This is a genomic window from Micromonospora luteifusca, from assembly GCF_016907275.1.
Classification (GTDB): Bacteria; Actinomycetota; Actinomycetes; order Mycobacteriales; family Micromonosporaceae; genus Micromonospora; species Micromonospora luteifusca.
In genome coordinates this window covers 567,244-591,381 of sequence record NZ_JAFBBP010000001.1, presented here as the reverse complement: position 1 = coordinate 591,381, position 24,138 = coordinate 567,244, and the positions used below count along the sequence as shown (strand labels likewise).

At 69.2% G+C, this 24,138-nt stretch carries 17 protein-coding genes; 13 read left to right on the top strand and 4 right to left on the bottom strand.

What is annotated here, in order from left to right; translation table 11 throughout:
* The first annotated feature begins 83 nt into the window (after positions 1-83).
* The 7 genes from JOD64_RS02540 to JOD64_RS02510 all read left to right on the top strand — a co-directional run bounded on the left by JOD64_RS02540 (position 84) and on the right by JOD64_RS02510 (position 11,439).
* Positions 84-2,489, top strand: a complete 2,406-nt coding sequence (locus tag JOD64_RS02540) for a glycoside hydrolase family 3 N-terminal domain-containing protein (RefSeq protein WP_204940706.1) — start codon at positions 84-86, stop codon at positions 2,487-2,489.
* Positions 2,490-2,787: 298 nt separating this feature from the next.
* Positions 2,788-3,810 carry a LacI family DNA-binding transcriptional regulator gene (locus JOD64_RS02535; protein WP_204940705.1) on the top strand — a complete coding sequence of 341 codons (1,023 nt, stop codon included), beginning with the start codon at positions 2,788-2,790 and terminating at the stop codon, positions 3,808-3,810.
* Between the two features lie 261 nt (positions 3,811-4,071).
* The gene (locus JOD64_RS02530) at positions 4,072-6,174 is read left to right on the top strand and encodes an alpha/beta hydrolase (protein ID WP_239559357.1); all 2,103 of its coding nucleotides are present in this window, start codon (positions 4,072-4,074) and stop codon (positions 6,172-6,174) included.
* Between the two features lie 206 nt (positions 6,175-6,380).
* Entirely contained in the window at positions 6,381-7,721 is a 1,341-nt protein-coding gene (locus tag JOD64_RS02525) for an ABC transporter substrate-binding protein (protein ID WP_204940703.1), read from the top strand.
* A gap of 77 nt (positions 7,722-7,798) precedes the next feature.
* Positions 7,799-8,740: a carbohydrate ABC transporter permease gene (locus JOD64_RS02520; protein ID WP_204940702.1), complete on the top strand. Its 942-nt coding sequence runs from the start codon at positions 7,799-7,801 to the stop codon at positions 8,738-8,740.
* A complete protein-coding gene (locus tag JOD64_RS02515; RefSeq protein WP_204940701.1) occupies positions 8,740-9,624 on the top strand; it encodes a carbohydrate ABC transporter permease in 885 nt (294 codons plus the stop codon). Before JOD64_RS02520 ends, JOD64_RS02515 begins: the two co-directional genes overlap by 1 nt.
* 87 nt (positions 9,625-9,711) lie before the next feature.
* Positions 9,712-11,439, top strand: coding sequence for an IlvD/Edd family dehydratase (locus JOD64_RS02510; RefSeq protein ID WP_204940700.1), 1,728 nt, complete (start codon positions 9,712-9,714; stop codon positions 11,437-11,439).
* Between the two features lie 142 nt (positions 11,440-11,581).
* Here the strand turns inward: JOD64_RS02510 and JOD64_RS02505 are convergent, their stop codons facing one another.
* Positions 11,582-12,433 (bottom strand): hypothetical protein, encoded by an 852-nt coding sequence (locus JOD64_RS02505; RefSeq protein WP_204940699.1) that lies wholly within the window; start codon positions 12,431-12,433, stop codon positions 11,582-11,584.
* A gap of 306 nt (positions 12,434-12,739) precedes the next feature.
* On the opposite strand from JOD64_RS02505, the gene JOD64_RS02500 reads away from it, so the two are divergent.
* Positions 12,740-13,252, top strand: coding sequence for a SigE family RNA polymerase sigma factor (locus JOD64_RS02500; protein WP_204940698.1), 513 nt, complete (start codon positions 12,740-12,742; stop codon positions 13,250-13,252).
* A complete protein-coding gene (locus tag JOD64_RS02495) occupies positions 13,249-14,415 on the top strand; it encodes a hypothetical protein (RefSeq protein ID WP_204940697.1) in 1,167 nt (388 codons plus the stop codon). Before JOD64_RS02500 ends, JOD64_RS02495 begins: the two co-directional genes overlap by 4 nt.
* A 112-nt stretch (positions 14,416-14,527) precedes the next feature.
* Here the strand turns inward: JOD64_RS02495 and JOD64_RS02490 are convergent, their stop codons facing one another.
* A complete protein-coding gene (locus JOD64_RS02490) occupies positions 14,528-16,114 on the bottom strand; it encodes an alpha/beta hydrolase (protein ID WP_204940696.1) in 1,587 nt (528 codons plus the stop codon).
* Between the two features lie 69 nt (positions 16,115-16,183).
* Positions 16,184-19,012, bottom strand: a complete 2,829-nt coding sequence (locus JOD64_RS02485) for an AfsR/SARP family transcriptional regulator (RefSeq protein WP_204940695.1) — start codon at positions 19,010-19,012, stop codon at positions 16,184-16,186.
* A gap of 234 nt (positions 19,013-19,246) precedes the next feature.
* On the opposite strand from JOD64_RS02485, the gene JOD64_RS02480 reads away from it, so the two are divergent.
* Together JOD64_RS02480 and JOD64_RS02475 are read left to right on the top strand one after the other, a co-directional pair.
* A complete protein-coding gene (locus JOD64_RS02480) occupies positions 19,247-20,080 on the top strand; it encodes an SAM-dependent methyltransferase (protein ID WP_204940694.1) in 834 nt (277 codons plus the stop codon).
* A 50-nt stretch (positions 20,081-20,130) separates the two neighbouring features.
* Positions 20,131-21,015, top strand: coding sequence for a pyridoxal-phosphate dependent enzyme (locus JOD64_RS02475; RefSeq protein ID WP_204940693.1), 885 nt, complete (start codon positions 20,131-20,133; stop codon positions 21,013-21,015).
* Between the two features lie 5 nt (positions 21,016-21,020).
* Here JOD64_RS02475 and JOD64_RS02470 read toward each other — a convergent pair whose 3' ends face one another.
* On the bottom strand, positions 21,021-21,659 hold the full coding sequence (locus tag JOD64_RS02470) for an HD domain-containing protein (protein ID WP_204940692.1): 639 nt from the start codon (positions 21,657-21,659) through the stop codon (positions 21,021-21,023).
* Positions 21,660-21,789: 130 nt separating this feature from the next.
* On the opposite strand from JOD64_RS02470, the gene JOD64_RS02465 reads away from it, so the two are divergent.
* Both JOD64_RS02465 and JOD64_RS02460 read left to right on the top strand, forming a co-directional pair.
* Entirely contained in the window at positions 21,790-22,800 is a 1,011-nt protein-coding gene (locus tag JOD64_RS02465; protein WP_307813181.1) for a GlxA family transcriptional regulator, read from the top strand.
* Between the two features lie 135 nt (positions 22,801-22,935).
* Positions 22,936-24,126, top strand: a complete 1,191-nt coding sequence (locus JOD64_RS02460; protein WP_204940690.1) for an MFS transporter — start codon at positions 22,936-22,938, stop codon at positions 24,124-24,126.
* The last annotated feature ends 12 nt before the right edge of the window (positions 24,127-24,138 follow it).

Genomic DNA, 24,138 nt, shown 5'->3' with positions numbered 1-24,138 from the left:
CGTCCGTGCTCGCGACCAGGAGCCGGGGGCGTCGTGACCGATGAGGCCAGATGACACGTCGTTGCGGTGATTGGGGTGACCGGATGACCACTGTGGAGCCAGCGACTCAGCCGAGCTACGTCGACGCGACCGTGCCCGTCGAGGTGCGGGTGTCGGACCTGTTGGCACGCATGACCCGGGAGGAGAAGCTCGCGCAACTGGGCAGCACCTGGGCGTTCGCGGTGCTGGAGGGCGGGCGGTTCTCCGCCGAACGGGCCCGGCCGATCCTCGGACACGGCCTGGGGCACGTGACCCGCGTCGCCGGAGCCACCAACCTGAAGGCGGCGCAGGTGGCCCAGGCCGCCAACGCGATCCAGCGGTTCCTGGTGACCGAGACCCGGCTGGGGATTCCGGCGATCGTGCACGAGGAGGTGTGCTCGGGAGTGATGGCGCGGGAGGCGACCATCTTCCCGCAGGCGATCGGGGTCGCGAGCACCTGGGCGCCGGAGCTCAACGGTCAGTTGGCCGACGCCGTTCGCGCACAGATGCGCGCCATGGGGAGTCACCAGGGGCTTTCGCCGGTGCTCGACGTCGTGCGTGACCCGCGGTGGGGTCGGACGGAGGAGACCTACGGCGAGGACCCGTACCTGGTGGCCCGGATGGGGGTGGCCTTCGTCAGGGGCCTTCAGGGCGACGACCTGACGGACGGCGTCATCGCCACGGCCAAGCATTTCGTCGGCTACGGAGCATCCGAGGGTGGGCTGAACTGGGCACCGGCCCACCTGCCGCCGCGGCTGTTGCGCGAGGTGTACCTGTATCCGTTCGAGGCGGCGGTCCGCGAAGGCGGGCTGCAGTCGGTGATGGCCGGCTACCACGAACTCGACGGCATCCCGTGCCACGCCAACCAGGAGCTCCTCGACGGCATCCTCCGTCGGCAGTGGGGCTTTGCGGGAAGCGTGGTCTCGGACTACTTCGCCGTCAACGACCTCCACTCCTACCACCACTTCGCGCAGGACAAACAGCAGGCGGCGGCTCTGGGACTCACCGCGGGTGTCGACGTCGAACTGCCGGCGACGGACGCGTACGCGGGCGCCCTCACGCACGCCCTGGACGCCGGCGAGGTCAGCGATGCTCGGCTCGACGAGGCGGTCTCCCGGGTCCTCCGGCACAAGTTCGAACTCGGGCTGTTCGAGGATCCGTACGTCGACGAGGGTGCGGTCGGGACGGCGGCGAATGCGGAGCGGCACCGGGACGTGGCGCTCGAGATCGCTCGCCGGAGCCTCGTCCTGCTCAAGAACGACGGCGTGCTGCCGCTGCTCTCGGATGCTGGAACGGTGGCTCTCATCGGGCCCAACGCCGACGATGCCCGACACCTGCTCGGTGACTATTCGTTCGCGGCCCACATCGAGGCGTTGATCGAGGCGCGCGAGCGGCGGGGCCTGCTCGGCGAGATGATGACGATCCCGGATGATCTGGAGATCGACGAGAGTACCGACGGTGTGCCCACGGTGCGCGACGAGCTCCTGGCCCGGCTGGGCGACCGGCTGCGCTACGTGTCGGGATGCGATGTGGTCGATCCGTCGACCGATGGGTTCGGCGAGGCAGTCGCGGCTGCCGCGGCAGCCGACATCGCGGTGCTGGTCCTGGGGGACCGCTCGGGGCTGACGCCCAGGGCGACCACCGGTGAGTCGCGGGACCGGTCGAGTCTGGACCTTCCGGGTGTGCAGGAAGAGCTGGTGCGCGCCGTCGTCGCCACCGGCACCCCCGTCGTGGCGGTGCTCGTCGCAGGTCGACCGGTCGGCAGTGACTTCCTGCACGAGCAGTGCGCCGCGGTGCTGATGGCCTGGTTGCCCGGGGAGACCGGGGCGCAGGCGGTCGCCGAGGTTCTCCTCGGCGAGGTGAACCCGAGCGGAAGGCTGCCGATCTCGTATCCCCGCAGCGTGGGCCAGATACCTGTCTTCTACGGCCACAAGGTGTCCGGCGGGCGGTCGCACTGGCACGGCGACTACGTGGATTCGCCGGTCACGCCTCGATACTGCTTCGGCCACGGTCTCGGTTACGCGCCCTTTGAGATCGACGGTGCCACGGTGGACCGCGCGGAGGTCCGTGCCGGAGACAGCGTCGGTGTCGAGGTCACGATCACCAACACCGGAAACCGGGCGGGTGAGGAGGTCGTCCAACTTTACGTCCGCGACCCGCAGGCAACGGTCACCCGACCGGTGCTTGAGCTGAAGGGCTTCGCCCGTGTCTCGGCCGCCGCCGGCCAGCGGGTGGCCGTACGGTTCGACCTGCCCACGGCCCAGCTCGGTTTCTACGACCGCAACATGGACTACACCGTCGAACCCGGACAGATCGAGGTGTACGTGGGCTTCTCGTCCGACGATCGCATCCTCGCTGGCAGCTTTGTCATTAGTGCGGACGCGGGCGGAGCGGCGACACCGAAGGTCTACACCGGTACTGCCGAGGTCCGGGATCTGTCCGGCGGGGCGCTGCGGTCTGGCCCTGGCTGAGACGACGGGCTCGCCGTACCGGGGTGGGAACGAATCCTGACTGATCGTGCCGTCCCGATGTCAACTTGTTGATTCAGCGCGGGATCGGCCTCTCCACATCGGCCACCGAGAGTGACAGTTGTTCGCGCATCTGCGACGGCGACTGATGATGAGTCGTGCCCTGGAAACCCTCCTGGTAGGACCGCCTTATCGGGGCCTGCTCAAGGGCGAGAGGGTCTTGTGTTTGTTAACGCTCTCAGTTACGTTGGCAACACCCTGGAAACGTAACCGATAACGATTGCAGTCCAGAGGGAGTCGCATGATCGAGGTCAATGCGCCGGTAACAATGAGTGATGTTGCTCGAGCCGCCGGCGTTTCCACCGCCACCGTCTCGCGCGTGGTCAACGGGCATTACGGCGTCAGTGCCCGCACGATCGCTCAGGTCCGTTCCGCCATCGAGCAGCTCGGCTACGAGTCGAGTCTGGTGGCTTCGAGCCTCCGGCGCAGCCGCACCAATGTTCTGGGCCTCGTGGCGCACAGCTTCCCGTCGTACACGGCCGAGGTGCTCAAGGGGGTGATGAAGGCGTTGAGCCGATCGGGCTTCGACTTAATCATCTATGCCAACAGCGATCTCTACGGGTCCTATCTGGAGGGTTGGGAGCAGCGGCACGTGACGCGCCTGTCGGGCACCCTCACCGACGGGTGCATCGTCGTCACGCCCTTTGGTGAGGTGCAGAGCCGGACACCGGTCGTGGCCATCGACCCGGTGCGGGGCTCGGCAGCGCCCTCGGTGACCGCCGACAACCTCGCGGGTGCCACCACCGCGGTCAAGCACCTGCTCGACCTGGGCCACCGGCGCATCGGTTTCATCGCGGGCCGCTCCAGCCTGGCGGCGGCGTGGTCGCGGGAGGAGGGCTACCGGGCGGCACTGGCCGGCGCCGGCATCCCGGTCGACCCGACGTTGATCGGCGAAGGGGATTTCAACCCCGAGTCGGCTGCCCCGTTGGCTCGCGCACTGTTGCAACGGCCGGATCCGCCAACGGCGATCTTCGCGGCGAGCGACGGCATGGCCCTCAAGGTGCTGGAGGTCGCCACCGAGTTGGGGTTCTCCGTCCCCGCGGATCTGTCCGTCGTCGGGTTCGACAACATACCGGAGTCGGCGTTGACCGAGCCGGGGCTGACCACTGTGGACCAGTCGATGTATCAGCTCGGCTACGGGGCCGCGCGCATGCTCAAGTCACTGGTGACCGACGAGTGGGAGGGCGCGCGCCAAATAGTGCTTCCGACCAGCCTTGTCGTCCGCCGTTCGACCGCGCCACCGAAGAGCACGGCAGGGCCGTGACACACGACCACCGGCGCGACCACCCGGTCACGCCCGACATCGCGCCGCACCGGGCGATCACGCCAGGTGCGCCGTGGCAAGAACATGAAGGGGGTGTGGACGCAAACGCTCGGCAGGATCCACCGATGAGTTGAGCCGGTCAATCGGGTCGCATCCGCGGCCGGCACAGGAAAGGAGTGGAGCGTGGTAGTCGAACCGTACCATGGGCGCTTACGCCGATCGGGCGTGCGTCGGCTCACGGCGGCGTTGTCCGCTGGAGTCATGGCACTCGCGGCGATATTGGTCGCCCAGCAACCCGCGAGGGCGGACACGCCGTGGCTGGAGGTCTCCCAGGACCGCTACGCCTCGTTCAGCGTTCCGGCCGCGTACATCCAGGAGCACCTGGGCTCCGTGTCACAGGTCGTCGTCGAGGGAAACTTCGGTCCCTCCTCCACCGTCGCGGAGTTCGGTCTGACCCGCCGTGGTGACGCCTGGTCGGGTTTCCTCGGCCCGCTGGAGCCGGGGCTCTACCACTACCAGGTCACCGCCGACGACACCAAGAGCCTCAAGGATCCGACGAACAGCACCAGTGTCGCGTCCGAGCCTCTCTGGAGCACCTTCCTGGTCACCGGTGACTCGGCACGGTGGCTGGTGGATGCGCCCTCGGGAGCCGGTGGCAAGGTCGAGACGCTGACCTACCGGACCAGGAACGGTGAGCGTTCCGCCCTGGTCTGGACTCCGCCGGGGTACGCGGGCAAGGGCCCCAAGAACTACCCCACGCTGTTCCTGCAATCGGGCGACGGCGTAGCCGCCACCGACTGGTTGGACCTCGGCCGCACCAAGCAGATCTTCGACAACCTCTCGGCCGAGGGCGCCATGAAGCCCATGGTGGTCGTGATCAACGATGCCAACGGCTCGGACGACAAGGAGCTGAAGGACCTCCGGAAGGCGGTCGGCGACAGCTACCGGGTCCTGCGTGATCCGGCGCACCAGGCCATCGCGGGCGTGTCCGACGGGGCGACGCAGGCGCTGGGTGCGGCCCTCGCGAAGCCGGGTCAGTTCGGCTACGTCGGCTGGTTCTCGGGGCTCGCCGCCCCGAGCGTCGACCGGAAGGACGCCAAGGCGATCAACCGCGGCGTCAAGCTGCTGCGCCTGTACACGGGAAACGTGACCGATCCCGCGCACAACCCCACCTATCGACTGACGGATGCGTTGGATCGAGCCGGTGTCACGTTCGAGTTCGACGGGGTCAACCCGGACGGCGGCGCGAACTGGCGCACCTGGCAGGAGAACCTCGTCGACTTCGTGCCGCGGCTGTTCGGGCACGTGTCGGACCACGGCCCGAGCCCGGGTCACCAACCGCTGGAGGGGGAGTTCACCCCACCGCCGGCTGGCACCACTCCGACCCCCTTCGTCACGAAGGACGGCTTCGTCACCTTCGAGACCACCACCGAGTTCAAGGACGCCCAGCATGTCACGGTGTGGGCGAACTGGGCGCCGGGAGGCAGTTGGCTGCGCGTGCCGCTGACCCGCGATGGTGACCGGTGGCGTGCGACAGTGGGTCCCCTGAAGCCGTGGTTCTACTACTACCGGTTCATCGTGGACCGGGTCGCGGTCAAGGACGTCGCGAACCCGACGAAGGTGACCTCGGAACCGATGTGGAGCACCTTCTTCATTCCGGGACCGGGCGCCCGCCTGCTGTCGGACGTGCCCGCCGGCCAGGGCGGCAAGGTCGAGAGCATGACCTATTCCAGCACCGTGGCGGGCCAGGATCGCACCGCGCTGGTGTGGACCCCACCCGGGTACGACCCGGGGCGGGCTCAGCCGTACCCGGTGCTCTATCTCCAGCATGGCAGCGGCCAGAACTACACGGACTGGACCGAGATGGGGCGCGCCAAACAGATCCTCGACCATCAGTTCCTCGACGGTGACCTGGTGCCCATGGTGGTCGTGATGGGCAACGGCAACTCGTCGAACTTCAACAGGGAACTGCGGGAGAACATCGTCCCGACGGCCCGTGCCCGCTACAACATCTCCAGCGACTCGTCGCAGCAGGCACTCGCCGGTCTGTCGATGGGCGGCGGGCAGGCGCTGGGGGTTCTCCGGGCCTATCCGGGTGAGTTCGCCTACGTCGCGGCGTTCTCGGCCGGATTCGGTAATGGCTCCGGGGTCGACGTAGCGGCGATCAACAACGGGACCAAGATGCTGCGTCTGTACGTCGGCGACCAGACCGACTTCGTGTACCCGAGCTTCATGGCATCTCTGACCACGCTGAACAACCTCGGTATCCGCTACGAGTTCGACGGGGTGACCCCCGGGCCGCACGGCTGGGACGTGTGGCAGAAGAACCTGATCGACCTGGCGCCACGGCTGTTCAAGCGCTAGGAGCCCGTTCGGGCGACACCACCGGGAGCAGGGCTTCTGCCCCCGGTGGTGCCCCTCGGACATGAGCAATTCGAGAATCCGCACGAACGCGATCGGCCGAGGACCGAGTAGGGGCGTATCACCCCTACTCGTCCCGGTCGATCGCCAGCCCTCGATGTAGGCGCACCGCCCCTTGTATACCGCGATCCCCGAAGGGAATCACGTCAATGAAGACGAAACGACTACTTGCCACGGTAGCCATGCTCGCGGCCGGGAGCGGCCTCGTCGCCTGCTCCTCCGACGAGGGCGGAAGCGACGCGAGCAACTGCACGAACAGCATCACCAAGAAGGACCTGCCGGTCGTGACGATGTGGGGCTGGTACCCCAACACGCAGCTCGTCGTCGACAACTTCAACAAGCAGAACAACGAGGTGCAGGTCTGCTGGACCAACGTCGGGCAGGGCAGCGACGAGTACGACAAGTTCCAGACGGCCATCTCGGCGGGCACCGGCGCGCCTGACGTGATCATGGTCGAGGCGGACCGGATCCCGACCTTCCAGATCCAGGGCGCGCTCGTCGACATCAAGAAGTACGGCTTCGACGCGGTCAAGGCCAACTACAGCGATGGCGCCTGGAAGGACGTGTCGGTCGGTGACGCGGTCTACGGCGTCCCGGTCGACGGCGGTCCGGTGGCGATGATCTACCGGAAGGACATCTTCGACAAGTACAAGATCACCCCGCCGAAGACCTGGGCCGAGTACGAGCAGGCCGCGCAGAAGGTGAAGGACGCCGGCGGCCCGCTCTTCGGCGACCTCGGCGCGAACGTCTCGGCGCTCACCATGGCGCTCCAGATCCAGAAGGGCGCCACTCCGTTCATCTACGACCCGGCGCAGCCGAAGGCGATCGGCGTGAAGCTCAACGACCAGCCTTCCAAGGACGTGCTGGACTACTGGGGTGGCCTCGCGAAGAAGGGCCTGGTGGGGACGCAGGACCAGTTCACCCCGGAGTACATCTCCGGCGTGATCAACGGCAACTACGCGACGTACATCTCGGCGGCGTGGGCACCCGGCTATCTCACCGGCGCGGGCGTCGGCAAGGGTCAGGACACCGGCAAGTTCGCGGTGGCGCCGTTGCCGCAGTGGGACGCGGCCAACCCGGTGCAGGTGAACTGGGGTGGGTCGGCCTTCTCGGTGACCAAGCAGGCGAAGAAGCCGGACCTCGCGGCGAAGGTCGCCTACGGCCTCTACGCCGACAAGGAGTCGCTCACTGACGGCTGGACCAACCAGATCATCTTCCCGCTGAACCTCACGGCCCTCAAGGATCCCGCGTTCATCGACCTGAAGGTGGCCTTCTTCAACGGCCAGCAGGCGAACAAGGAGGTCTACGTCCCCGCGGCCGACGCCTACAAGGGCGTCTCCTACGCCCCCTTCGGTCAGTACTACCTCGACGCGATGACGAAGCAGATCAGCGAGGTCATCAAGGGCTCTGTCACCGGCTCCCAGGCTGCCGACCGGCTCCAGGAGGACGTGGCGAAGTACGCCAAGGAACAAGGCTTCACCGTTCAGTGACCGAATGGGTGGGCCGCGCCGGCACTGGGCGGCCGGCCCACCCCTCGACCGTCGGCGTCCACGTCCCGGAGACCAAGATGACACTCGTAACCGAGAAGCGCGCACCGCGTGCTCACAATGAGTCGCGCAAGATCCGCGGCAAAGTGCACCTCCGCGAGCACCTGATGGGATGGCTCTTCGTCGGGCCATTCGGGGTCGTCTTCCTGGCGTTCCTCATCGCGCCGCTGGGATACGCGCTGTACCTCAGTCTCTTTCAGAAGAAGCTGATCGGCGGCACCAGCTTCGTCCTCTTCGACAACTACGTGAAGGCGTTCACCGACCCGAGTTTCCTGTCCGGGGCGTGGTTCGTCATCCGCTTCTCGCTCGTCTCCATCCCGCTGCAGATCGTCATCGCGCTCGCGCTGGCCCTCATTCTGGACGCGGTGACCACCCTGTTCGCTCGCTTCTCCCGCCTGATGATCTTTCTTCCCTACGCGATCCCCACCGTCATCGGCGCGGTGATGTGGGGGTTCCTCTACAGCAAGGGCTTCGGCCCGCTCACCGACATCTTCGGGCTGTTCGGTGCCACCGCACCCGACTTCCTGAGCAGCGACCTGATCTTCTACGGCCTGCTCAACGTCGTCACCTGGCAGTGGGCCGGCTACTACATGATCATCCTGTACGCCGCGTTGCAGGGGGTCGATCCGACGCTCTACGAGGCCGCCCGGATGGACGGCGCCGGACGATGGCAGGTCGCGACGCGGATCAAGATCCCGCTGATCGCGCCCGCGCTGATCCTGATCCTGGTCTTCTCGCTGATCGGCACGCTGCAGTTCTTCAACGAGCCGCAGATCCTGCGATTCCTCGCCGCCGGCACGATCGGGTCGGACTTCACCCCCAACATGTACGCGTACCAACAGGCGTTCTCGCTCGCCAACTTCAACTACGGGTCGGCGATCTCGTTCGCACTCGGCGGAATCGTCTTCATCTGCGTGTACGCCTTCCTGTTCTTCACCCGCAAGCGGAGGAGTTTCCTCTGATGACTGACCGCACCAGCGTCCGCGCAGGCGCCCGCCGACCGCAACGCTATCTCCCTCTGCAGATCCTCCTCGGCTTCCTGGTGATCTATTTCCTCGTGCCCTTCTGGTGGGTCATCGTCAACAGCTCCAAGGACGCGCCGGGCCTGTTCGGTGGCGGTAACACCCTGTGGTTCACCGACCAGATCGACTACATCGGCAACCTCAAGCAGCTGTTCACCTACGACGGTGGCATCTACCTCCGGTGGATGCTCAACTCGACGCTGTACGCCATCGCCGGCGGAATCGGTGCCACGGTCCTGGCGGTCATGGCCGGCTACGGGTTCGCCAAGTACCGGTTCGCCGCCCGGCGCTTCAGCTTCGCGATCGTGCTCGGCGCGTTGATGGTGCCCGCCACCGCCCTGGTCATTCCGACCTTCATCCTGTTCAGCCGGCTCGGCCTGACGAACACGGTCTGGGCGGTGATCCTCCCGTCGCTGCTCAACCCGTTCGGCGTCTACCTGATGCACGTCTACGCACGCGACGCGGTCCCTGACGAGCTCCTCGACGCGGCGCGGGTCGACGGAGCGGGGGAGGTCCGCACGTTCATCCAGATCGCCCTCCCACTGATGCGCCCCGCGGTGGTCACCGTGCTTCTCCTGTCGGCCGTGGCTTCCTGGAACAACTACTTCCTGCCCCTGGCCATGCTCTCCGACAACCGGCTCTTTCCCGTCACCGTCGGCCTCGGCCTCTGGCAGGGCATCGCGTCCGCGAACAACGCGGGAACCACTTCCCTGTGGAGCCTCATCATCCTGGGCTCACTCGTGTCCGTGATCCCACTGATCATCGCGTTCTTCAGCCTCCAACGTCACTGGCGCGGCGGACTCTCCGTCGGAGGCCTCAGGTAGGTCACGCTCGTGCCACCAGCCAATCCACCACGCGCATATTGATCGCCGCTCACCCCGCGGCAGAACGAGTGACAGAGAGGTGTGCTGATGTCGACGACGAATCGGCCATTGCGCAGCGAGCAGTGGTTCGGTGCGGAGGGCCGCAACGGGTTCATCCATCGGTCCTGGATGCGCAATCAGGGGTTCGCGGACGACGTCTTCGACGGGCGACCGGTGATCGGCATCGCCACCACCTGGTCGGAGCTGACACCCTGCAACGCCCACCTGCGCGACCTGGCCGAATCGGTGAAGCGGGGTGTGTGGGAGAGCGGTGGCCTGCCGCTGGAGTTCCCCGCGATGAGCCTGGGCGAGCCCCTCATGCGGCCCACCACCATGCTCTACCGCAATCTGCTGGCGATGGAGTTGGAGGAACTGGTCCGAGCCAACCCGCTCGACGGGGTGGTCCTGCTCTCCGGCTGTGACAAGACCACCCCGGGCCTGCTGATGGGCGCGGCGAGCGTCGACCTGCCGACTCTGATGATCACTGGCGGGCCGATGCTCAACGGCAAGTTCCGTGGCCAGGACATCGGGTCTGGCACCGTCGTCTGGCGCTTCACCGAGGAGATGCGCGCCGGTCGGATGACCGCCGCGGACTGCTCGGAGGCCGAGGTCGGCATGTCCCGCAGCCGGGGTCACTGCATGACCATGGGTACCGCGTCGACGATGGCCTGCGTGACGGAGGCGTTGGGTGTGCAACTGCCGGGAGCGGCCGCCGTACCGGCGGTCGACTCGCGGAGGTATGCGCTCGCGCAGGCCGCCGGCCGCCGGATCGTCACCATGGTCGAACAGGACCAACGACTGTCCACGGTGTTGACCCGGGATGCGTTCGAGAACGCCATCCGGGTCAACGCCGCGATCGGGGGCTCAACCAACGCCGTCGTACACCTGCTCGCGATTGCCGGACGCCTCGGCGTCCCGCTGTCGCTGGAGGACTTCGACACCCTCACCGCCGACGTGCCCATGCTCGTCAACCTGATGCCGTCCGGGGCGTACCTGATGGAGGACTTCGCCTACGCGGGCGGCGTTCCGGTGGTGATGAAGGAGATCGCCCCGCTGCTGCACCTGGACCACGTCACCGTCAGCGGGAACAGTGTGGCCGACAACATCAGCGGCGCCCAGTGCTGGAACCGGGACGTCATCGGCACCTTCGCCGAACCGTTCCAACCCGCCGGTTCGGGCACCGTGGTGCTGCGCGGGTCACTCGCGCCGTCCGGGGCGGTACTGAAGGTCTCCGCGGCCTCGTCTCACCTCCTCAAGCACACCGGCCCGGCGCTCGTCTTCGACCGGATCGAGGACTACGTCGTCGCGGCCGACGATCCGGACCTCGATGTCACACCCGACACGGTGATCGTGGTACGAAACGCCGGTCCTCGCGGCTACCCGGGCTTCCCGGAGGTGGGTAACGTGCCCATGCCGCGGCGGCTGCTCGCCGACGGCATCACCGACATGGTGCGGATCTCCGACGCCCGGATGAGTGGCACCGGGTATGGCACCTGCATCCTGCACGTGGCTCCGGAGGCGTCCGTGGGCGGCCCGCTCGCACTGGTGCGTACCGGAGACCTGGTCCGGGTCGACGTCCCGACTCGGCAGTTGGAGCTCCTGGTCGGCGACGTGGAACTCGCGGAACGCCGCGCCGCCTGGCAGCCACCACCGGTGGTGGCCGAGCGGGGATGGACGCGGCTCTACAGCGAGCACGTGCTCCAGGCCGACGAGGGCGCGGACCTCGACTTCCTCGTCGGTGGCAGCGGCAGTGCCGTGCCCCGCCACTCACACTGACCGCCGCACGACCTACGAGGACCATCTGCCCGCCGCCGAGCGGGAGCCCCAGCGTGTGGCTGAGGCTCCCGCGACGGCGGCCGTGCGCATGGCCGCGCAGGCGTGTTCAGAGGGTGAGCACGCCGCAGGATGATCGGCGCTGTCACCGGCCGCAGGCCGTGCACGCGGCGCGGGTACGCAGGTGGTAGTCGCTCGACCCCACGAGGAGGCCGAGCCCCAGGACGCAGTACGCCGACAGCGCCACCCAGAGGAACGCGTCGGAGAACTGGCTGACCGATCCGGACAGCAACTGCACCATCCCCATGCCGAAGTAGGCCACGATGCCCGCCCCGAGCCCGAAGCCGGGCACCAGCAACACCAGCCGAGGGATCGTCCGGCCGGCGAGCAGCGGCACCCACCCCGGCCAGATCTCACCCCAGCGGTGTACGAGTGCCAGCGGCAACAGCACCCCGGCCAGCAACAGACCGATCTCCAACCCGATCACGGATGCGTCGTGCGTGAGACCGTCGAAGCCCACCACGACCTGAGCCGCGAAGCGGGTGACGAGGCCGGCTACCGCGGCGTACGCGGCCCACCACGCCCACCGCGCGGGTGCTGCGCGTCGCGTACCCGGGGTGACTGTCCGGCAGCAGTCCGGACAGCCACCCCGGGTACGTCGCTGATACCGCGCTGTGGCCAGGGCGAGCAGGATCGCTCCGGTGACACAACCGAGCCGGCTGGCGAACGCAATCGGTTCGAAGTACGGGCCGACCGTGAAGAACAGGAAGCCCACCAACTCCGGCAGCAGGATCGCCGCCGCCGCGACCAGCGCACCGGCAACCGTCCAGGCGACTCCTGCGAGCGCCGGCCGCCACGCCGGCACCCGCTCCAGGGCGACCGCCACCGCACCCGCGGCCACGCACAACGCCACCGACCACCAGCCGGTGAACCCCAGCAGGTCCGACCCGAACTGCCGGAACTCCGGGGCTCCACCGATGGTCCACGCCAGACGCACGCCCCCGTATGCCACAGCCCAGCCGAGCACCGCGTACGTCAGGCCCCGGCTGCTCCTACGAGCGGTCGATGCCGATGTCGTCATGCACCTGATCCTTCCGCTGCGCCGCGGCGGGCGGCCCCCGCCGACAGGGGAAGACGCTCCCTCGCAGGGGGGAACCTGCTCTCCACGGCGAGGACAGAACGTTCTCCGGCAGGTCAGCGGTGCTACGGTCACCGGCGCTGCTCTGGCACCCCGCCGTACCTCGGCGTCGACGCAACCTGACGGTCGTCCGGACCCGTCGAGGGTGCGGAGGAGGGAGCCTCAATGATTGATGGCGAGCGGGAGTTCGTGGAGTACGTCTCCGCGCGACTGCCGAGCCTGCATCGGACCGCGTTCCTGATGTGCGGCGACGCCCATTTGGCCGACGACGTCGTGCAGCAGACGATCACCGCGCTGTACGTGAACTGGCGCAAGGTCAGCCGGGCCGACAACGTCGACGCGTACGTGCACCGGATGCTGGTCCACAAGCTCGTCGACGAGAAGCGGTTGAGCTGGGCGAAGGTCCGGCTGTTCGGGTCGACACCGGAGCCGGAGCGGCCGGTCACGCCACACGACGAGGTGGCCGAGCGGGACAGCCTGGTCGCCGCGCTTGCCCATCTTCCCCGCGGCCAGCGAACCGTACTTGTCCTGCGGTTTCTGTGTGATCTGTCGCTGACCGACACGGCTGCGGCGATGGGCTGCTCCGAAGGCAACGTGAAGTCGCAGACGGCTCGTGCGCTGGTGGCGATCCGCCAGGTGCTCGCCGTTACCGAGATGGCCGGGAGGAATTCGAGATGACCTTGTTGGATGACCAGCGAATCACCGAACTGCTGCGCTCGGCGCCGGTTCCCGAGCCGGGAGTCGACGTGGGCCGCGCGATCCGCGACGGCCGGCGTCGCCGACAGCGCCGCCGCGCCAGCGGTGCCGCCGCGGCGACGGTGCTGGCCGGGCTCGGCGTCGTGGGCGCCGTCCAGTTCGGCGGGGTCGCCAGAGAGCCCGCTCCGGCAGCGCCGGCCCTCGCGGCATCACCGACCGTGAGCACGTCGACCGCCCCGGCTGCGTCGCTCACCTGCGAGGCGTCGTGGCTGCCGCAGCCGATCCACGGACCGGTCGCGGTGGCGATCGGCGTCGACCCCACCGGGCGACACATCGTCGGTGAGATCGGTACCGGCAACGAGGACGGACGGGTCGTGCTCTGGACCGACGGCCAGGCAACTGTCCTGCCGGCCGCCGTGCGGCATGGGAACGCGGTCAACGCGGACGGGTACGTGATCGGCACCAACGGCGACGGCACCGGCTGGGTCTACCGGAATGGGACGCTGCGTCTCCTGGCCACCCCGCCCGGCTACGACGCGGTCCTCGTGCACGCGGTCAATGGCCGAGGCGACATCGCCGGCACGGCCAGGGGTGCCAACGACTCGCACCACGCCGTGCTGTGGTCGGTGAACCACCCGCAGGAGTACCGGTTGATCGGCCAGGCGGGATCCACCGCGACCGGGATCACCGAGGACGGCACGGTCGTCGGCACGATGGGCCAACTGCCCTACCGGTGGACGCCGCAGGGGACGGGGAAGGCCCTCGCGTTGCCCGACGGCTACCCGCACGCCTCGGTCGACTCGGCGCACGGCAACTGGGCTGTCGGCATGGTCCCCGGTGCCGACAAGGGCGGTGCCGTGCAGATGCTGCCGGTGCGGTGGGAGCTCACGACCGGGGCGGCGAGCCTGCTGCCGTTTCCCGGGGCGGCCGGGATCGCCGGCAACGGTGACGTGCTGGTCGGCGACGGTGCGCCGCTCGTCGTCTCCCCGGACGGCACATCCCGCAGGTTGCCGGGCCGGCCCGACGTCCGAGCGACCGAGGCGGGCACGTACACGGCCAATGGGATCAGTGACGACGGCCTGACCGTCGTCGGTGCGGTGTACGAGAACCAGGGGTACCGACCACTGGTGTGGCGCTGCACCTGAAGCCCACGCAGACGATCCGCCAGCGAACGCCGGGTCGGCGCCGAGGCCCTCAGCCTCGGCGCCGACCCGGGTGTCACGTTGTCGTCGACGCTCGTCCGGACGAGACGATGGCTCAGACCGGGGCGGACGGGCAGCTCGCGCCGGCCGGCGGCAAGACTCGATCGACAAGGTAACGGTCGACGCTACTGCGGGTGCACTCCGTGCGTGGGTAGCTGGCGTGGCCGGACCCCTCGTAGGTGAGGAGGCGGCCATGCGTGCCGAGTTGGCGCGCCACCCGCTGTGCCCCGTCGTACGGGGTGGCCGGGTCGTAGCGACCGTTGAGCAACAGCACCGGGGTGCTCGTCCGCACCCGCAGCGAATGCTGCGGGTTGACCGCCGTCCAGCCCAGGCAGATCGCGGCGAAGCGGACGACCAGCGGGGAGGCCCGCAGGTGCGGTGCCGCGGCACGGGACAGCTCCAGGTACCGGTTCCACTCGGCGAACCCGTTGACCGGCAGCGACCAGTCCTGGCAGAACGCGGGTAGGGCGTACTCGGTCAGCTCCTCGTCGCCGTCGACCGACACCATCGGAGACGCCAGCGGGGGATCAGCGGCCTCGCCCCGCTCCAACGCGAGAAGCATGTTCGCGAGGTCGGCCCAGGTCGAGTCGAAGAAGTTGACGAATGTCGCGAACCCAAGCTCGAACCAGGTCAGCGTGGCGCCGGTGCCCGCGTCGACCAACGTGCCGGCATCGGCACGGCGCATCAGCCGGTCGTACAGCGCCGGCACGTCACGTCCGTGCAGTGCGCAGCTCGGGGTCCGGTCGCACCAGGTCACGAACTCGTGGAACAGGGCCTCGTTACTGGCCGCCCCGCTGCGGAAGTACCCTTCGACCCCCTGGCTGTGGTCCATCACGCTGTCCATGGCCAGTGCGCGGACGCGGTCGGGATACAGCTCGGCGTACGCCTGCCCGATCAGGGTGCCGTAGGACCACTCGTAGAAGCTGAGCTGCCGCTCCCCGAGTGCCGCCCGGATGGCGTCCGTGTCACGCGCGACGCTCACACTGTCGATGTGGTCGAACAGTGGGCCACTCTGCGCCCGGCAGTCCTCGCGCAACTGGCGGTTGTAGGTGCGGAGTCGCTCGAACTCGGCCGCGTTGGCGGGTGCCAGCGAGGGGTGCCGGGCCAACATCGCTGATGAGCAGCGCACCGGTGCGCTACGGACCGTACCCCGGGGATCGAAGCCGACGATGTCGAAGCGGCGCAGCACGTCCGGCCCGAGCTGGCTGGAGGCCGTCAGCGCCACGTCCACCCCGGACAGGCCGGGGCCGCCGGGGTTGAAGACCAGGACACCGATGCGAGCGGCCGGGTCGGCGGCGGGACGGCGGGCCAGGGCCAGCTCGAAGGTCTCCCCTCCCGGTCGGGCCCAGTCGACGGGCAGGCGCAGGGTGCCGCATCGCGTACCCGGATCGTCGGCCTGGTCCGAGCACGCCCGCCAGTCGATGCGGCCGTTCCACCCGCCGGTGGTGCTTCCGGCGACCGAACCGGTGACCGGCCCGGTGCCGCCGGGCGCGGTCGCCGTGGTGGCGGCGAACGCCGGTGGGGCGTTGAGAGACAGGGCGACGAGGACCGCGATGACGGCCGGAAGGCGGCGGAGGAGCGGGCGGCGTCGATGGTGGGCCCCGCTGCGATGCCAGAAGGTGGATCTCTTCGTGGTCAACATCTGTCCAGCGTGCCGATGCTCGATCCACGTCGGATCCATGCCGGTCCGGGTACGGTCCGCAGGGGATGCTCAGCGGTACGCGGCGAGCCGCTCGGACAACTCGACGGCCTCCGGATGACCGATGCGGTCGAGGATCGTCCACGCCTCTCGCCACAGTTCGGTCGAGGTGTCGTGGTCGCCCACCGCCTGGTGGGCGTCGCCGAGCCGGACGAGCGTCTCGGCCCTCCCGCACTGGTCCTCGGCGTCGGAGTAGAGCAGGAGAGCCCGCCGGTAGCAGGCGACGGCGGTCGGGTGCACCCCGAGGCGGTGATAGGCGAATCCGAGGCTGTCCCAGGTGTGGGCAGTGCCGAGCCGGTCCTCGACCTCCTCCTGGAGTGCCAGCGCCCGTTCGCAGTAGTCGATGGCGCGTGCGTGCTCGTCCAGCCGGGCGTAACTCCAGCCGAGCGTGTTGAGTGCCGCGGCTTCGCCGCGCCGATCGTCGCTGCTGTTGGAGAGTGCCAGCGCCGACCTGCCGTGCGGCAGCGACTCCCGGGGGTTGCCCTCGCTGTCGTACACCCAGGCGAGGTACAGGTGTGTGCTCGCCTGCCCCGGCCGGTCGCCGAGTTGGTCGTAGCGCGCCATCGCGTTGCGCAGGTGATGGCGGGCGGCCTCGTAACGGCGGAGCTGGAGGTGCGCCAGCGCAAGGTCCCGGTGTGCCAGCGCCTCGGCCCGCGGATCGGCGCGGCGACGCGCGGCCGCGACGGCGATGGCCTGGACGGCGCCCAGGTCGTGCCACTGCGACATGCGGCTCAGCAAGGGGGTGAGGGTCTGGGCGAACTGCACCGCGTGGGCGTCGAAGCCGTGGGCGACCGCATCGTCGACAGCGGCCAGCAGCACCCGCTGTTCGATGGTGAACCAGGCCAGCGCGGACCGGTGATCGGCGAACGCCGGTTGTGCCGCGTCAGCGGTCAGAGGCAACGGATCGATCGTCTGGTGGCCGGTGTCGACCAGCCTCGCCGCTGCACCGGCGGCACACAGGTAGTGGTCGAGCACCCGCTTCCGGACGGCTCTGCGGTCGGCCGCGGAGTCGTGTGCGTCCGTCAACTCCTCCCCGTAGGCCCGGAGCAGATCGTGACACCGGAAGCGGTTGGGGGACTGCTCGGCCAGCAGGTTCGCCCGGGTCAACTCGTCGAGCGCCGGCCGGATCAGGTGCGCCGGCGACCCGGCGAGGCTGGCTGCCGCCGCCGCACTGACGTCGCCGGCGGGATGCAGGCTGAGCTGCCGGAACAACCAGGCCGCGTCCGCGCTGAGCAGACGGTACGACCAGGAGAGCACCGTGCGCAGGTCGGTGGCGGCGTCGTCGGTGGCCAGGGCGGCGAGCCCGCCCCGGCTCACCGCCAGATCGTCCGCGATGGCCTGGAGTGGGAACGTGGGCCGGGCCGCGGCTCGCGCGGCCACGATGGACAGGGCGAGGGGCAACCGCGCGGTACGGCTGATCAGCTCGTCCACCGCGGCCGGCTGGGCGGCTGCCCGCTGCGCACCCAGGCGGCTGACGAGCAGTTGGCGTGCCTCGGCGGTGCTGGGCAGGTCCAGTGCGACAGCATGGGCACCGTCGGCGGCGACCAGGCCGGGCAGCGTGTGGCGACTGGTCACGATTACGCCACACCGCGCCGACCCGGGCAGCAGCGGCCGCACCTGTTCGGCGTCGCGCGCGTTGTCGAGCAGCACGAGCAGCCGTCGATCCGCGGTGAGGCTGCGGTAGAGGGCGAACTGGGCTGCCGGTTCGGCGGGAATCTCCAGGGGCTTCACACCCAGGGCGGGCAGCAGCGAGCGTACGACGACGGTCGACGGTGCGGCTTCCTGTGTCGCGGTGCCGAAACCGCCCAGGTCGACGTGGAGTTGCCCGTCGGGGAAGTGGTGCAGGCTGTCGTGTGCCCAGCGCAGCGCCAGCCAGGTCTTGCCGACGCCACCGGTGCCGGTGACGACGACGGTGCCGGCCCGTCCGCTGTCGCCGAGCAGCAGCGTCGTGAGCCGGGCCAGCTCGTGGGTCCGGCCCGTGAACAACGCCGGCGGGGCCGGCAACTGCCGGGGAACGATTCGTGGCGTGGGCTTCTCCGGTGGCCGCGCCCCGGATGTCGACAACTCTCGATCGGACCGCAGGATCCGGGTGTGCAGCTGTTGGAGATCGGGACCGGGCTCGACGCCCACCTCGTCGGAGAGTTGTCGGTGCAGCTGCCGGTACGTCGCCAGCGCATCGGCCCGCCGCCCGGCGCGGGCCAGAGCCACCATCAGCTGCCCCCACGGGCGCTCACGTAACGGATCCCCGTCGATCTGGGTCCGGAGCGGCTCGATCAGCTCATTGTGCCGACCGGCGCGCAGATGGAGATCCGCGACCTCCTCCAGCAGACTCGACCGCTGCTGCTCAAGTCGCGCCCGGACGGAGAGCAACACCCCCCGACCGGGGAGGCCCGCAAACGGCTCACCACGCCACAGCGCCAGCGCCGCCTCGAACGCCCGCAGAGCATCCGACCAGAGGTCCTGCCGCAACGCGTGATACCCACGCTGGGTCAGGTCGTCGAAGGCCAGGCTGTCCAACGCCTGCGCGTCGAGGACGAGGCGATAGCCGGTGGCGTCCGCGAGGATGGCGGGGTCGGAGACGCCGGGGGACCGCAACACCCGTCGTAGCGCCCAGACGTAGGTCTTCACGTTGCCGGCCGCGGTCTTCGGCGGGCGTCCCTGCCACAGCTCGTCGACGAGTTGGTCGATGGACCAGGAGGCGTCGGGCTGCGACAGCAGGATGGCCAGCAGGCGCACCTGCATCGGCGGGCCGAGGGCCAGCCGCTCCCCGGCGGAAGACCACACCTCGACCGGCCCGAGCACTCCGTACCGCATCGCCAGCGGCCCTGCCGCAGGGTCCATCGCCCGATCCTACGGACCCGACCCGATCCGGTTTCATCGGCTGGACGGCTGGAGGGGCCTCCACCACCTACCGGAGTGGATGTCGGTGCGTCGCTCCACGAATCGTCACCCGGCTCCGCATCGGGGTGGCGCGGATTCTCCGCCTTCTATACCGTGGCACGTCACGGGCGGCCACATCCTCGACAGGGCTGTCCCCGCGACAACATCGCGCAGGCGGTCGAAAGAGGGTTTGTCGTGACCACGGAATCGCAGGCGACCGGCCGATCCGAGGCTGGCGAGGTCGACGCGGAGCAGAAGATCGACACGTCGGTGCCGCATTCGGCGCGGATCTGGAACTACTGGCTCGGCGGCAAGGACAACTTCGCGGTCGACCGCGAGGCCGGCGATCAGTACCGGCAGGTCTTCCCCGGCGTCGTCGACGTCGCCCGGGCCTCCCGGCAGTTCCTGGTCCGCTCGATCGGGTTCCTCGCCGGTGAGGCCGGTGTCCGCCAGTTCCTCAACGTCGGCACCGGGCTGCCCACGGCCAACAACACCCATGAGGTGGCGCAGCGGATCGTGCCGGACGCGCGGATCGTCTACGTCGACAGCGACCCACTGGTGCTGGCCCACGCCCGTGCGCTGCTGGTCGGCACGGCCGACGGCAGGACCGCCTATATCGACGGTGACCTGCACGACCCTGCCGCTGTCATCGCCGAGGCCGGCAAGACCCTCGACTTCCAGCAGCCGGTCGGCCTCATCCTCAGTGGCGTCATGGGCCACGTTCCCGACTACGAGACGGCCCGTTCGATCACGCGGCAGTTGCTGGCGTCGTTGCCGAGCGGCAGTTACCTCTCACTCAACGACGGCACGAGCCTGATCAGCGCCGAGATGCAGCAGGCGCAGGACGACTACAACGACAGCGGGGCCATCCCGTACACGCTCCGCTCGCCGGACCAGATCGCCGGCTTCTTCGATGGTCTGGAGCTGGTGGAGCCCGGTGTCGTGCCGTGCCCGCAGTGGCGACCCGACGACGCGGTCGACACGCCTGCCGACATCGACGCCTTCGGCGGGGTGGGCCGCAAGCGCTGAGACTCGCGCCGTACCGTCGCCGAGGGGCCGCGGAGTGGTTAGCTGGACCGATGATCACCCCCGTTTCCCTCGGAACCTGGCCGACACCACTGGAGGCCGCGCCCCGGCTCGCCGCCCGGCTCGGGCTGGCCGAGCTCTGGTTCAAGCGCGATGACCTCAACGGCCTCGGCGGAGGCGGCAACAAGATCCGCAAACTGCAGTACACCTGCTCCGAGGCGATCGCCCTCGGCGCGACCACGGTGATCACCTCAGGGGCGCCGCAGAGCAACCACGCGCGGCTCACCGCTGCCGCCGCCGCGCGACTCGGTCTCTCCTGCGTGCTGGTGCTCGCCGGCCCGCCCCCGGAGACCCAGCGTGGCAACCTGCTCCTCGACGGGCTTGCCGGTGCGGAGATCGTCTGGGCCGGGGACAGCCCGCTCGCCGAGGTGGTGGCGGTCGAGGCCCAGCGCCGATCGGCGTACGTCATTCCGTTCGGCGGCACCTCGTCCGCGTCGGCCCAGGGTTATGTGGATTGCGGCCGGGAACTGCGCGCCCAGGTGCCGGACATCGACGGGACCGAGGTCGTGGTGGCGCTCGGTTCTGGCGGAACGATGGCCGGACTGGTGCGGGAACTGGGCGCGGAACGGGTGATCGGCGTGGATGTCGGCGCCGTGCCGGACCCTCGTGCGACCGTCGCCGGGCTGCTCGCCGGCGAGGCCGAGCCGGGCGCTCTGCGCATCGACGGCTCCCAGGTGGGTGCGGGGTACCGCACGTTGACCGACGCCTCCCGTGCGGCGCTGGAGACGACAGCGCGTACGGAGGGAGTCTTCCTGGACCCGACGTACACCGGTCGGGCGATGGCGGCGCTGCTGGCCGGCAGCTTCCCGCACGGCGACAAGGTCGTCTTTCTGCACAGCGGTGGACTACCGGGACTCTTCGGCCACCCGGAGTTGTAGGGGCCTCACTCGGGCCAGGCGGAATCCTCGATGATCCGAACGAAGTCGATGTGGCGGTAGCCGGGCACCCGGTGCTCCAGAACGTCGCCGTTGACGGTGCCGAAGGTGGTGTCCGGCCGGTGCCGGAAACCCTCCGCGAACGCGTCGACGATGGCCCGCTTGAAGTTTGGCCGCGGGTGCGCCGCGGTAACCGCCGCGATGTCGGCGGGCGACAACTCGCGGTAGCCGATCCCGAGCACGTCCGTCTCGACACCCGCGGTGACGAGGGCGACCTCGGGCTCCAGGCGGTACGGCACCTCGGGCGTGGTGTGCAGGGCGATCGCTTCCCACACGAGCCGCGCCTCGTGTTCGCCGATGCCGTTCGATCGGAGGAAGCGGCGTGCCTCGTCGGCGCCGTCGAGCTCGAAGCGCTGATCGTCGCGGCGGTAGCGTTCGGTCAGCCCGAGGTCGTGGAACATCGCCCCCACGTAGAGCAGCTCGGGATCGGCCTTCAGACCGAGCCGCCGACCCTGGAGCGAGCCGAAGACGAAGACCCGCCGGGAGTGATGGAACAGCAGGTCGTCGGTGGCCTGGCGAACCAGTTCGGTGGCGTCGGTGGCGAGTCGTGAGTCGGGAATCTCGATGCCGGCGATCGTCTGGCTCATGGTTGTCCTGTCGGTCCGGGAGCCCGGCCGGGCTCCGATGCGTCCAGCATCACTCGGTCGGGCCGCCGAACGCCCTGTCCTTTCTGCCATGCTTCCCTCAGATCGGGACAGCACGAAGGGAGCGGACGTTGTGGGAAGCCGGGCGGCAGAGGCGCATCGGGTCACGGCCCTCGTCTTCGACGGGATGAAGCTGCTGGACCTCGCCGGACCGTTCGAGGTCTTCGCGGAGGCCGCCAAGTTCGGCGCGCGGTACGAGTTGGAGGTGCGCTCCAGCGATGGTGCCGCCGTCCGTGCCTCGACGGGAATGCGCGTGCCCGTGGATGGCGCCGTCGACTCGGCGACCGACGTCGGGACCGCCCTCGTGGTCGGCGGCGACGTCCTGCCGGTGAGCCCGATCAGTCCCGAACTCAAAGCCGCCGCGGCAACGCTGTCGCGCCGTGCCGCTCGTACCGCCTCGGTCTGCACCGGTGCGTTCGTCCTGGCTGCCGCCGGCCTGCTGGACGGTCGGCGCGCGACGACGCACTGGCAGCACGCCCGGTTGCTCGCCGCCGCGTTTCCGCAGGTCACCGTCGAGCCGGATGCGATCTTCGTGGAGGACGGGGCGATCTTCACATCCGCCGGCGTATCCGCGGGAATCGATCTCGCGCTGGCCCTCGTGGAGCGCGACCACGGTGCGGAGACTGCCCGGTCGGTCGCGCAATCGCTCGTGGTGTTCCTCCAGCGGCCCGGTGGCCAGTCGCAGTTCTCGCCGTCACTGGTCCTGCCTCGGCCCCGCACTCCCGTGCTGCGGCAGGTGACCGACGCGGTGGCAGCCGACCCGGCCGACGACCACTCGGTGAACGCCCTCGCCGCCCGGGCGCATGTCAGCCCGCGTCACCTCTCTCGGATGTTCCGGCAGGAACTGGGCAGCAGCCCCGGAAAGTACGTGGAGAGCGTGCGGGTGGACGCGGCCATCCGTCTGTTGCACGCGGGTCAGTCGGTCACCGCCTGCGCCCAACAGGTCGGCATTGGCAGCCCGGAGACGCTGCGCCGGGTGTTCCTTGCCCGGGTGGGGGTGTCGCCCCGCGCCTACCAGCAGCGGTTTCGTACGACGAGGCACGACTCGACGGTGCTCGACGATGCGGACGCCCCGGGCCGCTGAGCCGTCCGCGGCTACACCGAGAGCTGAGACGGCGCGTCCTGCATGCGACGGCGCACACCGGGTACGCGTCCGCAGCCCTGCGGCCAGCAGAGCCTCCGGGTTCCACCGGGGTCAGCGCACCCGAGGAGCACCTACATGCCTATCGCGGGGCGGGCCCGACTCTCACCGAGAGTCTCCCTGGTGCTGCTGGCGTCTGTTCTCGTGTCGTTCCTGGCCGCGTCGGCGGCCCCGACCCCGCTCTACGGGATCTACCAGGAGCGCTGGCACTTCTCGCCGGTCACGACCACGGTGGTGTTCGCCGTCTACGCACTCGCGGTGCTGGGCTCGCTGCTCACGTTCGGCAAGTTGTCCGATCATGTCGGTCGGCGACCGGTCCTGGCCGTCGCGATTGCGGTGCAGATGCTCTCGCTTGTCGTTTTCGTCTTCGCCAACGGCGTACCCGCGCTGCTGGCCGCCCGCCTCCTCCAGGGGCTCGCTTTCGGCGCCGCCACCGGCGCGGTCGGGGCCGGCATGCTCGACATCGACCGCGCCCGTGGCACGCTCGCGAACTCGATCGCTCCCGGTATCGGAACCGGGAGCGGCGCCCTGCTCTCGGCGCTGCTCATCGACTTCCTGCCGGCGCCGACCCGCCTGGTGTACGTCGTCCTCCTCGTGATCCTCCTGGTCCAGGCCGTCGGGATCGCGCTGATGCCGGAGACGGTCACGCCGATGGCGGGAGCACGACGCAGCCTGCGGCCGGACATCACCCTGCCGCGCTCCGTGCGCGAGCCGGTCCTGGTCGTCGTTCCGGTGCTGTTCGCGGTCTGGGCGCTGGCCGGCTTCTTCGGCGCGCTCGGCCCGGCGCTCGTGCGCTCCCTCATGAACACGTCGATCGTGGTTGGCGGCCTGGTCCTCTTCGTCTTCGCCCTCTTCGGGTCGATCGCTGTTCTGTTGCAGCGCAACACCGCCGCGCGGACCGTGATCCTGACCGGGATCGTCGCGCTCATCCTGGGCATGGCCGTCACGTTGGTATCGGTCATGGCCGAGTCCATTCCGGGCGTCTTCGTCGGCGTCGCGCTCGGTGGCGTCGGCTTCGGAGCCGGTTTCCAGGGCAGCCTCAAGACGATCATGCCCCTGGTCGAGGCGCACGAACGCTCCAGCGTGCTCTCCCTGCTCTACGTCGTCTGCTACGTCGGCTTCGGCCTCCCCACGGTGATCGCCGGCTTCCTCGTGGTCTACGCCGGCGGCCTGCCCCGGACCGCCGACGAGTACTCCGTCGCCGTCATCCTGCTGGCCCTGGTGGCCCTGCTCGGGGTGCGCAGGGCCACCAGGATGTCGCCCGGCTGATGCCCGGAAGGC

Excerpts from the sequence above, each read along its gene's own strand:
- JOD64_RS02540 (WP_204940706.1), top strand. The coding sequence starts at position 84 with ATGACCACTGTGGAGCCAGCGACTCAGCCGAGCTACGTCGACGCGACC.
- JOD64_RS02535 (WP_204940705.1), top strand. The coding sequence starts at position 2,788 with ATGATCGAGGTCAATGCGCCGGTAACAATGAGTGATGTTGCTCGAGCC.
- JOD64_RS02530 (WP_239559357.1), top strand. The coding sequence starts at position 4,072 with ATGGCACTCGCGGCGATATTGGTCGCCCAGCAACCCGCGAGGGCGGAC.
- JOD64_RS02525 (WP_204940703.1), top strand. The coding sequence starts at position 6,381 with ATGAAGACGAAACGACTACTTGCCACGGTAGCCATGCTCGCGGCCGGG.
- JOD64_RS02520 (WP_204940702.1), top strand. The coding sequence starts at position 7,799 with ATGACACTCGTAACCGAGAAGCGCGCACCGCGTGCTCACAATGAGTCG.
- JOD64_RS02515 (WP_204940701.1), top strand. The coding sequence starts at position 8,740 with ATGACTGACCGCACCAGCGTCCGCGCAGGCGCCCGCCGACCGCAACGC.
- JOD64_RS02510 (WP_204940700.1), top strand. The coding sequence starts at position 9,712 with ATGTCGACGACGAATCGGCCATTGCGCAGCGAGCAGTGGTTCGGTGCG.
- JOD64_RS02500 (WP_204940698.1), top strand. The coding sequence starts at position 12,740 with ATGATTGATGGCGAGCGGGAGTTCGTGGAGTACGTCTCCGCGCGACTG.
- JOD64_RS02495 (WP_204940697.1), top strand. The coding sequence starts at position 13,249 with ATGACCTTGTTGGATGACCAGCGAATCACCGAACTGCTGCGCTCGGCG.
- JOD64_RS02490 (WP_204940696.1), bottom strand. The coding sequence starts at position 16,114 with ATGTTGACCACGAAGAGATCCACCTTCTGGCATCGCAGCGGGGCCCAC.
- JOD64_RS02485 (WP_204940695.1), bottom strand. The coding sequence starts at position 19,012 with ATGGACCCTGCGGCAGGGCCGCTGGCGATGCGGTACGGAGTGCTCGGG.
- JOD64_RS02475 (WP_204940693.1), top strand. The coding sequence starts at position 20,131 with ATGATCACCCCCGTTTCCCTCGGAACCTGGCCGACACCACTGGAGGCC.
- JOD64_RS02470 (WP_204940692.1), bottom strand. The coding sequence starts at position 21,659 with ATGAGCCAGACGATCGCCGGCATCGAGATTCCCGACTCACGACTCGCC.
- JOD64_RS02460 (WP_204940690.1), top strand. The coding sequence starts at position 22,936 with ATGCCTATCGCGGGGCGGGCCCGACTCTCACCGAGAGTCTCCCTGGTG.